The organism is Methanobrevibacter arboriphilus JCM 13429 = DSM 1125, from assembly GCF_002072215.1.
In the GTDB taxonomy this organism is placed as follows: domain Archaea; phylum Methanobacteriota; class Methanobacteria; order Methanobacteriales; family Methanobacteriaceae; genus Methanobinarius; species Methanobinarius arboriphilicus.
Window position 1 is genome coordinate 17560 of sequence record NZ_JXMW01000011.1, and the last position, 14565, is coordinate 32124.

A 14565-nucleotide genomic window follows, 5' to 3' on the forward strand; every position below is an offset into this window, starting at 1 on the left:
TTTATTAACACTTAAATCATCAATGATGCTTTAAATTAGTTTATAGCCACATCGTTCTCATATACAATTATACATTCAGCAGGACACATTTCAGCAGCATCTATTCCACAAGAAATATCTTCATATTCTTTTATTGAAATATTATCATTATTAATATCTCCAGAAATGAGTTTAGAGATGCCATCATCCATTTCAAACATCGATTCACACTCATTAACACAATTTTCACAGCTTATACATAAATCTCTTTCTATTTCAATTCTATAAACCATTAAATCACCATTCAAAAATTTTAGTTGCAAAATATCAAATATAAAAACATTGACAAAAATATAATCAATTTAATATAATCATACTAATTATAATAACGTTAATAAGAATATTGATATTAACAATAACTCCAAATACAATAATAATATTAATAATACTAATAATACTAATAATACTAAAAAATACTAATAATACTAGTAATATCAGTAATACTAGTAATATGAGTAATACTATAACATTATAATAGTAGAATAGTAAAATACTAATAATAACACTATTAATTATAATAATTGTAAGAATACTAATTATATAACTATAATATCAAATAATTATAACAGTAATGATAATATTAGTACTAGTAATATGAGTAATATTAGTAATACTAATAATGATAGTAATGATAATAATGACAGTAATGTTATAATTTTGATATAATATTATAAGGCTAATACTAATAATACTAGCAATAATTATAATATTACTATAAAACTATGATTATATAATTATATTATATAATTTAATCTATAAAATATTATAATGTCTAAATAAATATTTAAATAAATATTATATTACTTAAATAATAATATAATATGAATATTGTAGCTCAAAGTATATCTAAATATCTATATTTAAACTTTTATAAATCAACTGTGATATCATGAAATACAAGTTATTAGAAAACCCCGATATTGAAGAAACATATGATCTTATCGATAGCGGAATACGGAAAAAAGCAGTGATAAACATATTTGCATATTGTAAAGTATTATATGAAGGAAGAGCACTAAGTCAACTAGATTGGGGAGAGCGTTTTATAATGTTAAAACCAGATGGATCTTTTCTTGTTCATCAAGAAAGGAAGATAGATCCAGTTAATTGGCAACCTCCAAAATCAAGACATAGGGCATTGATAAAAGAAAATAACTTAATTTTAGAAAGTCACAGAAGAACTCCAAAAGAAAAACTAGAAGTGGAAATAGAAAAAGTTCATTTTGCAAGTTTTGCACTAGCCGAAGACTATCAAGAATTAGAATTAGCAGGTTATGAAAAAGATATGGGAGATATGATAATAAAACATCCAAATATGATTGAACAAGGGTTTACTCCAACAGCAAGAGAGTATAACACAGAACATGGTTTTATAGACATATTAGGAAAAGATATTGAAGGAAATATTGTAGTAGTTGAGCTGAAATGTCGAAAAGCAGGAATAAATGCTGTGAAACAAATAAGAAGATATCTTAAAGACTTTGAAGAAAATGATAATGATTATTTAAAAGAAGTTAAATCAAAGAAAAAGAAAATTAGAGGATTACTTGTAGCACCAGATATTAATGAAGATGCTAAAGAACTTCTTGAAGAGGAAGGAATTGAATTTAAAGCTGTTGATCCCCCTAAAGAGTTAAGAAGTGATAAAAAAGTGACTCTTGATATATTTTGATTAAAAAATTTATTCTTCTTTAAAAATTATATCTTATTTAAAACTTATTTTTCTTTAAAAACAACTAAAAAAAAGCTAAAAAAGCTAAAAAAACTATAAAAAACTAAAAAAAAAAGCTAAAAAACTATAAAAAAGCTGAATAAATAAAACTAAAACAAAAGAATTTAAAAATTAATATTTAGGATAAGGTATAATTTAAGTTACATTTCTTTTAATCCCATAAACACCAACACATTCTTCTTTTGAGGAATTAGCTTTATCTAGATTACAATTAAGTAAAGCTGTATTATCAAAATAAATATTAAACTTATTATTAGAAATTAAAAACTCATAATCACTATCATTAGCTAGAAAAATCCTCATTTTATCCTCTTCTTGAAAGGTAACTCTTTCAACAACGATTTCTTTTCCTTTAAAATATATTTTACCCTTTAGCAACCCTTGAAGCATATAATCACAACCTAAAGATTGTTAATAATTTATACAACTTTTAAATAAAGCTAAAATAATTATGTGAATGAACATTCAATAGATATTTTAAACAAAAATACATTTATTTTAAACAAAATTCACCATATAATAACTTTAAATAAATATTTTCAAGTAGGAAATACACTTCCTATTGATATATTGTTACTCATAGTAAATAATCTTTACTATTTTTATCCATGAAAAACACATAAATAACAAAAAAAATTATTAATAATAAAAATATTAATACTAATAATAACAATAGTAATAATGGCATTAGCAATAATAACAGAAATAAGATTAAAAATACTAAATAGTAATATTAATATTAGTAATAGTAATAGTAATAAAATTAATAGTAATAATATTTATAGTAATAATATTAATGGCAATAGTAATAATATTGATACTAATAAGAATAATAATATTAATAAAAATATTAATAATATCAGAAATAGTATTAATACTATTATTAAGAATAGTATTAAGAATAGTATTGATAATGATAGAAATAATAGTAATATTAATATTAGATATTATATTAATAAAAAGTAAAAATATAATAAATTATCATCTTATAAAAATTTTATAAAAGTATTTATAAAAATAATAGCAGAATAATAGATATTATAAAAATTATCTTATTGAATATAACTAAACAATAGAAATAACTTACTAAAGGAATAAAAATGGATATAGTAACAATAATTCTAATTGCAATTGCATTAGCTATGGATGCATTTAGCATAGCTATAACCAAAGGATTTACTCTGAAAAACATAACTAAAATGCAATGTTTATGGTTTGGAATATTTTTTGGTGGTTTTCAAGCAGTTATGCCTATTTTAGGTTGGGCTTCTGGAATTCAATTAAAAGACTTGATTTCAGCAGTTGCTCCTTGGATAGCTTTCATATTACTTTTAACTATAGGAATTAAAATGGTTTATGAAAGTTTACAGACGACAGACGAAGAAAATGCATATGAAGAAAATGCAATTGAAAAGAGTGAAGATGAAAATGGATTAATTAATAAAGGAAAATTTTCTTTTAAAGAGTTAACACTTCTTTCAATAGCTACAAGTATAGATGCATTTGCAATTGGAGTTACTTTTGCTATTTTAAAAACACCCATACTTTTTCCAATAATACTTATAGGAACAGTCTCATTTGTACTAACTGAAGCAGGAATATTAATTGGGCAACGAATAGGACATTATTTTGGAAATAAATTTGAAATCATTGGAGGAATAGTTTTAATTTTATTAGGATTTAAAATATTATTAGAAGGTTTAGGTATTTTATAATAAGTATTTATTCTAATATATATTCAAAAAATGAGTGTTTAAAATATGGATGTCTAAAAATAAGTGTTTAAAAATAAGTAGAATAGAAAACTAAATTTAAAATTAAAAACTATTAAAAAATAAAGAAATAATATAAATTCATTTTATATATAAAAATAAGAGAAAAAATAACATTAGAAGTGTAAAAAAATAAAAATTAAAAAATATTAAAAAATTAAAAGGTGTTAGAAAATATTAAAAGTTATTAAAATTTATTGAAAAATATTGAAACTTAAAAATAAACAATATTAATCAATTAAACTAATCAATTAAACTTCCAAGAATATTTTGCCATGATTTAGATTTAATATTGGATAATTCCATACTAGTTCTATCTACAGATAATATTTTTTGAGGACAAGCTTTTTCACATGCACCACAAAGAACACAAACATCATCATTAACAGTCATGTGATTATCAGTTAATGTTATTGCATTGCATGGGCAGACATCTAAACAAGCATGACATGCTTCACCAGTACAAAGTTTATCTTCTTCCTCATTTTCTTGAAGTAATACTTCACCTTTAAAAGGCTTTAATGTATGAGCTGCATTTGAAGGACATATATTTTCACACCAGCTACAATTTACACAAGAAATCTCATCTAATACCACATTTCCTGTAATTTCAACTGGAGGTATATTTTCACTATCCATACAAGTAGTACATACTGCTTTAATTGCATCTTCTGGACAGACTTTCTGACATATTTTACAATACATACATTTTTCAGGATCTATCTCAATATCAGATGCATTAAATCTCCCAATATTTGAACTTGAATCAGTTTTTATTGTTATAGCATCAGCAGGACACATTTCTTCACAAATGTGACAAGCTATACAATTATCCACCTCTGTTTTTATCTCACCAGATACAAGATTTTTTACTTTTGGTAGATCTCTTCTTACAAGAATTGCATCTCTTGGACAATATAATTCACATTTTCCACAAAGAATACAATCTTCTTGATCAATATTTGTCCCATGACCCCATTTTGGATATTCTTTCATATTTTTTGCAGCAAGATTATTAATTTTAAATTCCATAGCATTAAAAGGGCATGCAAAAGAACATAATCCACAAACAACACATTTATTTTCATCCATCCGGATATAATCCATATCCACTATTCCTCTAGCTATAGGCAAAATTGGACCAAGATTTAAAGCATTAGTTGGACATATATCAGAACATATTCCACATCCAACACAAATATCATTATGGTGAATAACTTCCCTATTATCTTGTCCTTCACGGTGAGCTGAAGCCATTATATCACCAATTTATGCTTTGCTAATAGCTTGATTAGGACAATTTGCAATACAAAGATCACAATCATCACAATTTTCATCAATAACTTTTAAATTACCATTATCATCAATTAAAGCTTGTTGCTCACATAATTTTATACATAATCCATCACCAGGACAATTATCTATATTTCCACATTTTTCAGAATCAATTTTAACAGTCATCATATCACCTCGATTATTAATTATAATATTTGCGATATGAATATATAAACATAACGATTTTAATTAAGCATGCAAATTTAACAGGTTTAGTTTTATGAAAAATTTTATAAAAAATAAAAAATAGTAAAAATCTTTAAGAAGGAAGATAGAAAGTTAAATGATCTTTGATATTGGTATAAATTATTTTTTCTTCCTTCTAATGTCATTAACTATTAAAAATAAATTATATATTCAATTGTAATTTTCATGCAAATCATAGGTTTAGTAAAAATATATATTTATAAATCATAGCAAATGACAAGTTATAATATTATAACACTTGTTATATAAAATTTTTGTAACAATTATTTGCTTACAATAAGATCTAAATATAAATCCTATTATATTGCAAATATCTATTAAAATTGGAAATATTTATAATATAATAAATTTTATATTTAGATTTTATATTGATTTTTATAATTCTATATAATTTTTATAATAAAAGATAAAAGTCTAAAAACAATAAGAGCCTAATGTGAAAAAATGTAAAAAAGCAACCATATTAAATTAAAATAGCAACCATATTAAATAATATAAATAATATTTATATCTAAAATGACTTAACAACTAAATTAAGAGTTAAATAGAAATATTAATTAATATTGAATTAATAATATATAAGTGGTGATAAATATGGGAGATAGTATGAAAGTTCAAACATTAAAAACATTAGCCACATTGATGACAACTGCTTTTGCATTTATTGCAGGTTTAGCTTGGAATGGCGCTATACAAGCTGTAATAAATGAATTTTTAAAAGCAGGGTCTGCGACAATGGGATTAATTATATATGCAGTTATAGTGACAATAATAGCTGTAATTGTTACAATAATAATTGGAAGATCCCTAGGAAAGTTAGGAATAGAATTAGATGAAGAATAATCTTTAAAAAGTATTATTCTTTATTTATTATTAATTTTAATTATTACATTAAAATTTAATCTAAAATTAAATTAAAATTTAATCTAAAAATATTATTTTTTTAATTATATTGTTTATTTTAGTACTTATTTTAGTTTTAAAAATCAATCATTTTAAAATTTAATAAAACTTAATCAACCATTATTTTTCACAATGAAGATAAAAATGAAACTATAATCTAAATATAAGCTATAGAATCTTTAATATTAGAATAAATATTCCCTAAAACACTACTAATATTCTTTTCCATATGTACAGTTTGAAGATGATTATCTGTATCAAGAGTAATATTATAATCTAAAGATTTCCAGAATTCTAATGCTCCATCAAGATTTTTATGAGTATGGAGATATATTTTTTTATACTTACTATTTTTTGAGAATTTTTCTGCTTCACCAACAAGTGCAGAAGCGATTCCTACTCTACGATAATCTTCATCAATAAAAGCTCTCCATATACTTGCAGTAGAATTCCTACAATAAAGATTACTAAATTGTTCAAATTCCCTATCATACTCTCTAATAGCCAATGTACCAATAATATTCTCATTTTTATCCTGTGCAATGAAAAAACTATTTCGTTTATTATTTAAATAGACTTCCTCCAAATTTTTTATATCTCCATGATATTTTGGTATGTAGCCATAACCATATTCCTTTTTAATCATTTTAAAAAGAAATTTTTTAGTTTTTAGTGGGAAAATTCCATCATCATCCAAAGTTCTAATTTTATAATATTTCAAAATTACACCAACACAATAAAAAAGAATATTAAAATATGAACAGTTCTTAAGTAGTATAAAAATTATTACTTTTAAAAAATACTACATGGAAATAATATTACTTGCAAATATTAATTATAAAAAGTATTAATGGAAAAATTACTTGTAAAAAGTATTACTTTTTATGAGTTTATATCCAATTAAATAATACTCAAACCATTTATTTCAAGAAGTATTACTTTTTAAGCTTAAAAATACGAAATTGTAATACTTAAGAGAGTTATTTTAAAATTAAGAATATATTATCAACTTAATTATATATATTTTGTTATTAAATATATAATATAAAATAATAATTGAAATATAAAATGAAAATATAATATATGAAATAAATCTAATAATAAATGAAAATTAAAATATAAGATAATAATTGAAATATACAAAAAACTATATGATTAAAAATAACTAAAAAAAGATAGTTAATTAAAAAATATAGCTAAAGAATTGCATTTTCAATAAAACAAATGAATATGAAACATTAATTCCATTATCAAAGAGAATATCTAGTCAAGAGATAAAAAAAGGATGATAAAATGAGCTGTTATAAATATTGGGGCAAAATAGAAGAAATAGCTACTGCATTGGAAGACTATGGAGATATTGATAAATATGGAGATTCTAAGCTCGACAATATTAAACTGGAAAAGATTTTAAAGCTATTAGACGAGGTTGAAATAATTGCTCATGATAATATAATTGATTTCGACTCAGCAAAGCATATTCTAGATGATCCAAAAATGAATAAAGCTTTACAGCTAATAAGAAAATTTTATGTTTATGCTGGATCACGATTAGAAACTGAAAATGCAAAAAAGATTTTAGAATCAGAAAATCCTGAAAAAACTCTTGAATCATTCACATTCTTTGATAGATACGAAGGTTTGATTAAAAACGAAAGTCAACTTGTTAAATTTGATGAAAATAAAAAAATAATCTTTATTGGAAGTGGTCCTTTACCTTTAACACTTATCATGTTTAATAAGATTTTTAAATCAAAATGTATTGGAATTGAAATGGATGAGAAGGTAGCTAATTTATCTCGAGAAGTATTAAAGAAAATAAATATGGAAGAAAATATTGAAATAATTGTTGGTGATGAAAAAACAATACAAAATATCGATTATGACATTATTATGGTTGCAGCTCTTGCTGAACCAAAAGAAAGAGTTTTTGCAAATGTTTGGGAAATGATTAATGAAAAAACACCTGTTCTATATAGAACATATACTGGTATGAGGGCAATATTATATTCCCCTGTAACTGAGAAAGAAACTAGAGGGTTCCATAAAGAAGTAATGATACTTCCAACAGGAAATATAAATAACACATCAGTTCTAATAAGAAAAATAATTTGATAATAAATACTAAAAATAAAAACTTCAACATCCTCAAATAATTATTTAAGTATTTAAATTAATATATGAAAATTGATTACTAACAACTAAAATTACTATTCACTATCAACTAAAATAATATCAATTAAATAATACTCAAACCATATAAAAAAAATAATTTTCATAATATTATAATAATTAATGGAATGATTTAATGACTATTGCTGATTCAAGATTAAGTAAAAATAGACTTTCAGCATTAATGGATGGAATATTTGCCATTGCAATGACAATATTAATTCTTGGAGTAACACCACCATCCACTGTAGAGAATATAACACAACCACAGGTTATAAATTACTTAATAAGCATAATTCCAGAATATGTAAGTTTTATAATAAGCTTTTTAATTATAAGTATATTATGGTTAAATTCCCATGCTCAATTTAAATATATAAATAATATAAATAGTAGCTATTTATGGCTTAGTATATATGAATTAATAGCTATTGTTAGTATTCCTTTAACAACAGCAATTTTTACAAGCTATGGAAACTTTACAATAGGAACAGTCCCATTTAACATTAATCTATTAGTTATTGGGATTATAAATGTTACTAAATGGAATCATCTAGTTAAAAATAATCTATTAATTCCTGATATCTCTAAAGAAGAAATTAATACCATATCAAAAAGTAAAAAAAGCTTTATAATCATTCCTATAATAAGTATGATTGTTTCTGTTTTTATACCTCTTTATTGTGGACTTGTATATTTCTTAATTTTTATACAAACACGTTTGAGATAATAAATTTAAAAAATATAAAAGAATAGATTATAATGTAAAATTAAATTATAATGTAAATGATATGATATCAAATTATTAAACTATATCATAAATTAACTATCATTATAAATTTCATTATAAACTACCTTTATTTAAACGATTTTTATTATAAACTATTAAATTATCTCTTTATAGTTAATTCCTTTATAATTAATACTATTTTTAATAATAAAATATAATAAAAAAGGTTCAAATTATATGAACCAATTATTAAATTATATTAAATATTAAATATATTAAATTATATTTGTTATTAAAGTATATTGTATAATCAATTATTAATTAGAATTATGCTCTAATTAATGTAGCTCTAGATCCATATGCTTTATCTTTACCAGAACTTCCACAATAATCTGCATCACAGTATTTACAAGTTAATTCTTTCTCATAAACACCTTTTGGATTTATTACTAATCCTCCATATTTTCCACATAAAGGACAGTAGTTTTCCCAAGTATTTGTAGTCCATTTATAAGGAAGTCCAGTTCCACCAGCACTTGGTAATGATGTGATAGTTATTGTATTTTTAGTTGTTGTGTTTTTTGAAGATTTATAACTGTCTGTTGAAGGTTCATAGCTATTTGAAGATTTTTTAGACTCATCATATGAGTTATCTAAATTTTTAGACTTATTATCAGAACTATTTGATTTTTTAGATTTTTCAGTATTAATATTAGAATTTTCAGATTTATTTACTGAATTACTAGCAGAAGATTTCTTTAAAGAAGAATCTTTAGAAACTGATTTATCACTAGATTTAAGATTTTTAGAATCACTAATCATTTTTTTAGAACTATCTACTACATTAGAATCATAATTTTTATTATAATTTTTTAAATAACCTAATTTCTTTAAATAAGAAGATGTTACTTCATTAACAATTCCATTAGTCTTTAAACCATTTTCAGCTTGAAATATTTCTACTGCTTTTTTAGTATAAGGACCAAAATCACCATCAATTTTTCCAATGTAAAATCCACCAGAATAAAGGGCTTTTTGAAGTGAAACAACATTTTCACCACTATCACCAAACTTTAACGTATGATCAATAGTTTTCGAATTATTTGAAACTTTATCATCAGAGATAGAAGTTCCATTTTTAGTATTTGGCATTTCTTGAGTAGCTGAAACAGATACTATAGAAAATGCTACACAGATAATAAATACTGCGTAATATATTTTATTTAAATTAATATTTTCCGCCTCCACTATCTAGAAATTTTTCTTATAAAGGTCAATTTCTAGAGAAAGTAATATTGAACAAACTCATATATAAATATTTGGGCATAAAATCTAAAAATAAGAATCTTGAAATCTTTTTAAATGAAAAAAAGGAAATTAAAAAGGTTTCAAATTAATGATCATTGGAATTAAGAGAACTAGCAATATCATAATAAGAAGTATGAATATTCTAACTCATCTAATAAAATAAAAAAATTTAATATAATATTTAGAAGAATTAAAATGGTTTATATAAATATTTAAAGAATCATAATAAATTTAAAATTCAAAAACACTATAAAATATACATAAAACTTAAAAATAAGATAAAATAAAATAAAGAAAAACCTAAAAAATAAAAGATAATCAATATTTAATATATTTAAAAATTTTAATCAATATTATTTATATTTTAAAAGTTAATTTATTATTTATATTTAAAAGTTAATTTAATAATTTTTAAAATTTATTAAACAGTTCTTATTATTATGCAAAAAAGTATTAATTCATTATTAATCGTACAAAGATATATATTATTATTATAAAGTACTAAAAACCCAAAACATTATATACCTTAACATATAATTTAATAATACAAAAAAAATATATAGTTTTATTTTTATTTGATTATAAAAATTATATATATGAAAATAAATTTTATAGATTATTTAAGGAAAATTACAATAATACTACAATAATACTAATTTAATAATATTTTTACACCAATATATAAATTAATATACAAATTTTTATCATTTGTTTATTTAACAATTGTTTTATTTATCATTATTTTAATGATTTAATAGATTGCCTATATGATTTTATTTTTTTTTATTTAATATAGCTATAACTATTTAAAATATTAGTTAATATTTATTTAACTTATTAAAATAGCATACAATATTAATATTTATTTAAATTGAATAATTGTATGAATAATTACATAATAAAGGATTATTATTGTTAATTAACTTAAATAAAAGGAATTATATAAAGATATTATAAATAATTAAATATTTTTATAATTTCGACATTAAAAGGGGGGAGAATATGTCTAAAAATATTCTTATTGTCGAAGATAATAAATATACTGGAATTGATTTGAAAAATAAACTTGAATCTTTAAATTACAAAGTAATAGATATTGTTCCTACAGAAGAAGAAGGAATTAATATTGCTATAGAAAAAAGACCAGATTTAGTTTTAATAGATCTTGTTTTAAAAGAAAGTAATAGGGGAATTGAAGCATCTAAAAAAATACTAGCATTAGATTTACCAATCTTATTCATAACAAGTATAGAAGACCTAAATTCTAATACTAATGATGAAAAACTCAAAGAAAACATCGACCTAGGATCAGGTTTTATTTTAAAACCAATAGAGATTGAAAAACTTAACAGATCTGTTAAAATAGCTATAAACAATAATAAAATTGAAACAGAAAAATTAAATCTCGCTATGGGAGTAGTGGGAAATAATGATTCTAGATACTATGATAAGACAGATGAAAACTCACAATTACATTTAAAAGCAAAAAAAAGTTATTATCAAATGAAAAAGAGTGAAAATTCTAAAAATTCTTCTAAAATCTCTGAAAAAAATGAGAAAATAACTTCAACAAATAAAAAAGATATTTTAATTGTAGAAGATGAATCTGTTTCTTTAGATATCAAACAAAAACTTGAAAATATAGGGTATAATGTAATTGATACCGCGGATACTGGGAAAGAAGCTATAAAAAAAGCTAAAAAATTTCATCCAGACCTTATTCTTATGAGTATTGAGTTAAAAGGAGATATAAATGGTATAGAAACCTCTAAAAAACTTGAAAAATTAGATATACCTATAATATATTTAGTTAATGATGATGAAAAAGAAAATATAAAAAATGCTATAATAACATATCCTTATGGATTTATTTCAAAACCTTATAATGATTCTGAATTAAAACATACAGTAAATATAGCACTTAAAAAACACGCACATAACGTGAATAAAATTAAAAAAATAGAAAATGATGTTAAAGAAAAAAATAAAGAGCTTCTAATTGAAAAACTATGTGTTATTGGTATGCTTGGAATTTCTTCTATACTCATACTTTATTCATTTTTATATCTTAATTTTACAGTGCTACAATGGGTTTTATTTGTACCATCTGCTATTACAATATTTTTAGCAGTTATGAGTTTATTCAAGCAAGATAAAGTTACAAATTATGAAGTTCCACCTTTTGTTACTATGATGGTTCCAGCTCATAATGAAGAACATACAATTGCAGATTGTGTTAGATCACTTGCAAATGTTGATTATTTCTACAAAGGAAAAAGAAATTTTGAGCTTATTGTTATTAATGATGGATCTGAAGATAGAACTGGAGAAGTTCTTAATGAATTAAAAAAAGAATTCGATCATTTAAAAGTAATTACAAGAGTACCTCCAAGATCAGGGAAAGGAAAAGGTTTTGTACTGAATGATGGCTTAGAAATATCTAAAGGAGAAGCTATAGCTGTTTTTGATGCTGATGCTCGTGTAGATCCAGATTTCCTCACTAAAATCATACCTTATTTAAATGATGAAAAAGTTCAAGGTGTTCAATCTCGTATAAAGATGTATAACAAAGATGAAAATTTTCTTACAGCTATGCAGCATATTGAACTTGCTGTGTTTGGAAACATTGTTAGAGCAAAAGATGTTTTAGGTAAAGCTGGTTTTTTAGGTGGAAATGGGCAGATAGTTAAAAAAGAAGCAATCTATAATATCGGAGGATGGGATGGATTTGCTATAACAGAAGATCTAAACTTAAGTATTAGATTAATGATAGATAGATTTGCAATCAGATATTGTGGAGAAGCTTGTGTTTATCAAGAAGCAGTACCAAATTGGAAGCAATTATTTAGACAAAGAACTCGATGGGCAATTGGAAACTTTGAAACACTATTTATATACACTCCAAAAATAATAAAATCTAAAATTCCAGTTTTTAGAACATTTGGAATCATAGAACATGTGGCATTTTACGGTTTAAACCTATTTATATTCTTTGGTTTTATCGTTCTTGGGTTAAATATCATTTCATATTTCTATTTAAATGACTTTATAATAAAGATGAATGCGCCTTTAATTATAGGAATGGTTTCTGCATTTGGATTTTTCCCAGGCGTAATTGTGACTTTAAATCGAGATAATATTTCAATACCTCAAATATTTAAAGGTATTGTTGGATATTGGCTTTATTCGTTCCATCTTATTCCATTATTCTTTATTACCTGTTATCAAATGCTAACTAGAAAAGAAAGAACATGGGCAAAAACATTACATCTTGGTAAAGACGAAGATTTAAAACCAGAAAATATGGGAGAGATTAAAGGAAAAATGAAAAAGTTTAAAATTGGTAAAAATATAGAAGCTAAAGTTAATTATGATTCTAAATAAGCAAATTTAGAATCTCTCTATATCTTAAAATATCTCCATACTTTAAAGTTTTTATTTTTAAAATTTTCATATTTTAGAATATTTAGTACTCTAGAATCTATATATTAATCTTTATATCCTAAAATCTTCATATCTTAGAATCTTTATATTCAAATTTTTATATTCTAAAATCTTTATATTCTAGACTTTTTATATCCTAGATTTTTTATTTATAATCTTACTACATTATTTATAAAATTTATAAATCCTAATTTTTTGATTATCCCTTATTTTTAATTATTATTTTATAAAAAATATTTTATAGTAATATAAACAATATATTTTTGATAAAAATGGTAAAAATATGTTCATATTGTGGTTGTGAAAATCAAGAAAGTTTTAACTTTTGTTCTAACTGTGGAAGACCATTAATTCCTAAGGAAGAAAAAAACTTAATTATAGATTATAAAAAATTAATCATTATTAGTTATGTTGTTACAATAATATTCAGTTGGGGAGGACTTATTTTCAACTTATTATTTAATAGCTATGGGTTTTTTGGTATTATAGGACTATTTTTACCATTTTATTTAATCCAATCTAAAAATAAGTCTGTTAAAAAACATGGTTATATACAAATAGCTCTTTCTCTAATTGGAATATTATTATCACTACTATTAATATTTTATATTTAAATAAATACTTAATTCAAATAAAATTTATATTTAAATAATTATTTTAAATTTAAATATATATTACAAATTTAATAAATATTTCAAAGTTAAATAGATATTTTATATTTTAAAAAATATTAAATCTGAATAAAATTATATAAAATTTAATAAATATTTAATAAAAAACTTAATAAAAGTTTTAATAAAAAATTTAAAAATATATATGCCAAAAATATATAGATACTTTATTTCTTATCTAAGAAATAAAAATAAAGAATATCAATAAGTATTTAAACAAATCAAAACAAATATTCCATTAGGTAACTAAGG

Annotated in this window: 14 protein-coding genes; 8 read left to right on the forward strand and 6 right to left on the reverse strand. The window is 22.4% G+C overall.

Features of this window, described 5'->3' with window-relative positions:
• Positions 1-35: 35 nt before the first annotated feature.
• Positions 36-272 carry a ferredoxin gene (locus MBBAR_RS06410; protein WP_080460474.1) on the reverse strand — a complete coding sequence of 79 codons (237 nt, stop codon included), beginning with the start codon at positions 270-272 and terminating at the stop codon, positions 36-38.
• A gap of 656 nt (positions 273-928) precedes the next feature.
• Here MBBAR_RS06410 and nucS point away from each other — a divergent pair.
• Positions 929-1711, forward strand: a complete 783-nt coding sequence (gene nucS, locus MBBAR_RS06415) for an endonuclease NucS (protein WP_080460475.1) — start codon at positions 929-931, stop codon at positions 1709-1711.
• A gap of 195 nt (positions 1712-1906) precedes the next feature.
• Here nucS and MBBAR_RS06420 read toward each other — a convergent pair whose 3' ends face one another.
• On the reverse strand, positions 1907-2161 hold the full coding sequence (locus MBBAR_RS06420; protein ID WP_080460476.1) for a hypothetical protein: 255 nt from the start codon (positions 2159-2161) through the stop codon (positions 1907-1909).
• 291 nt (positions 2162-2452) lie between these two features.
• Between MBBAR_RS06420 and MBBAR_RS10285 the strand changes: the two genes are divergently transcribed.
• Together MBBAR_RS10285 and MBBAR_RS06430 are read left to right on the forward strand one after the other, a co-directional pair.
• Complete coding sequence (locus MBBAR_RS10285; RefSeq protein ID WP_080460477.1) at positions 2453-2737, forward strand: hypothetical protein; 285 nt, start codon at positions 2453-2455, stop codon at positions 2735-2737.
• Positions 2738-2871: 134 nt separating this feature from the next.
• Positions 2872-3486 (forward strand): manganese efflux pump MntP, encoded by a 615-nt coding sequence (locus MBBAR_RS06430; protein ID WP_080460478.1) that lies wholly within the window; start codon positions 2872-2874, stop codon positions 3484-3486.
• Between the two features lie 300 nt (positions 3487-3786).
• Here MBBAR_RS06430 and fwdF read toward each other — a convergent pair whose 3' ends face one another.
• Together fwdF and MBBAR_RS06440 are read right to left on the reverse strand one after the other, a co-directional pair.
• Positions 3787-4800, reverse strand: a complete 1014-nt coding sequence (gene fwdF, locus MBBAR_RS06435; RefSeq protein ID WP_080460479.1) for a tungsten-dependent formylmethanofuran dehydrogenase subunit FwdF — start codon at positions 4798-4800, stop codon at positions 3787-3789.
• A 12-nt stretch (positions 4801-4812) separates the two neighbouring features.
• Complete coding sequence (locus tag MBBAR_RS06440; RefSeq protein ID WP_042701808.1) at positions 4813-5004, reverse strand: ATP-binding protein; 192 nt, start codon at positions 5002-5004, stop codon at positions 4813-4815.
• A 675-nt stretch (positions 5005-5679) separates the two neighbouring features.
• On the opposite strand from MBBAR_RS06440, the gene MBBAR_RS06445 reads away from it, so the two are divergent.
• Positions 5680-5928 carry a DUF5654 family protein gene (locus tag MBBAR_RS06445; RefSeq protein WP_080460480.1) on the forward strand — a complete coding sequence of 83 codons (249 nt, stop codon included), beginning with the start codon at positions 5680-5682 and terminating at the stop codon, positions 5926-5928.
• A 217-nt stretch (positions 5929-6145) separates the two neighbouring features.
• Here the strand turns inward: MBBAR_RS06445 and MBBAR_RS06450 are convergent, their stop codons facing one another.
• Positions 6146-6709, reverse strand: a complete 564-nt coding sequence (locus MBBAR_RS06450; protein ID WP_143746151.1) for a GNAT family N-acetyltransferase — start codon at positions 6707-6709, stop codon at positions 6146-6148.
• A gap of 572 nt (positions 6710-7281) precedes the next feature.
• Here MBBAR_RS06450 and MBBAR_RS06455 point away from each other — a divergent pair.
• Positions 7282-8103, forward strand: a complete 822-nt coding sequence (locus MBBAR_RS06455) for a nicotianamine synthase family protein (RefSeq protein ID WP_080460481.1) — start codon at positions 7282-7284, stop codon at positions 8101-8103.
• Between the two features lie 193 nt (positions 8104-8296).
• The gene (locus tag MBBAR_RS06460) at positions 8297-8890 is read left to right on the forward strand and encodes a TMEM175 family protein (protein ID WP_080460482.1); all 594 of its coding nucleotides are present in this window, start codon (positions 8297-8299) and stop codon (positions 8888-8890) included.
• A 327-nt stretch (positions 8891-9217) separates the two neighbouring features.
• Here MBBAR_RS06460 and MBBAR_RS06465 read toward each other — a convergent pair whose 3' ends face one another.
• Positions 9218-10138 carry a peptidoglycan-binding domain-containing protein gene (locus tag MBBAR_RS06465; protein WP_080460483.1) on the reverse strand — a complete coding sequence of 307 codons (921 nt, stop codon included), beginning with the start codon at positions 10136-10138 and terminating at the stop codon, positions 9218-9220.
• Positions 10139-11200: 1062 nt separating this feature from the next.
• On the opposite strand from MBBAR_RS06465, the gene MBBAR_RS10455 reads away from it, so the two are divergent.
• The gene (locus MBBAR_RS10455; protein ID WP_080460484.1) at positions 11201-13582 is read left to right on the forward strand and encodes a glycosyltransferase; all 2382 of its coding nucleotides are present in this window, start codon (positions 11201-11203) and stop codon (positions 13580-13582) included.
• A gap of 332 nt (positions 13583-13914) precedes the next feature.
• Entirely contained in the window at positions 13915-14256 is a 342-nt protein-coding gene (locus MBBAR_RS06475; RefSeq protein ID WP_080460485.1) for a zinc-ribbon domain-containing protein, read from the forward strand.
• Positions 14257-14565: the final 309 nt, after the last annotated feature.

Bases quoted from the DNA above. Each gene is read 5' to 3' on its own strand.
- MBBAR_RS10285 (WP_080460477.1), top strand. From the start codon at position 2,453: ATGGCATTAGCAATAATAACAGAAATAAGATTAAAAATACTAAATAGT.
- MBBAR_RS06440 (WP_042701808.1), bottom strand. From the start codon at position 5,004: ATGACTGTTAAAATTGATTCTGAAAAATGTGGAAATATAGATAATTGT.
- nucS (WP_080460475.1), top strand. From the start codon at position 929: ATGAAATACAAGTTATTAGAAAACCCCGATATTGAAGAAACATATGAT.
- MBBAR_RS06460 (WP_080460482.1), top strand. From the start codon at position 8,297: ATGACTATTGCTGATTCAAGATTAAGTAAAAATAGACTTTCAGCATTA.
- fwdF (WP_080460479.1), bottom strand. From the start codon at position 4,800: ATGGCTTCAGCTCACCGTGAAGGACAAGATAATAGGGAAGTTATTCAC.
- MBBAR_RS06420 (WP_080460476.1), bottom strand. From the start codon at position 2,161: ATGCTTCAAGGGTTGCTAAAGGGTAAAATATATTTTAAAGGAAAAGAA.
- MBBAR_RS10455 (WP_080460484.1), top strand. From the start codon at position 11,201: ATGTCTAAAAATATTCTTATTGTCGAAGATAATAAATATACTGGAATT.
- MBBAR_RS06475 (WP_080460485.1), top strand. From the start codon at position 13,915: ATGGTAAAAATATGTTCATATTGTGGTTGTGAAAATCAAGAAAGTTTT.
- MBBAR_RS06430 (WP_080460478.1), top strand. From the start codon at position 2,872: ATGGATATAGTAACAATAATTCTAATTGCAATTGCATTAGCTATGGAT.
- MBBAR_RS06455 (WP_080460481.1), top strand. From the start codon at position 7,282: ATGAGCTGTTATAAATATTGGGGCAAAATAGAAGAAATAGCTACTGCA.
- MBBAR_RS06410 (WP_080460474.1), bottom strand. From the start codon at position 272: ATGGTTTATAGAATTGAAATAGAAAGAGATTTATGTATAAGCTGTGAA.
- MBBAR_RS06445 (WP_080460480.1), top strand. From the start codon at position 5,680: ATGGGAGATAGTATGAAAGTTCAAACATTAAAAACATTAGCCACATTG.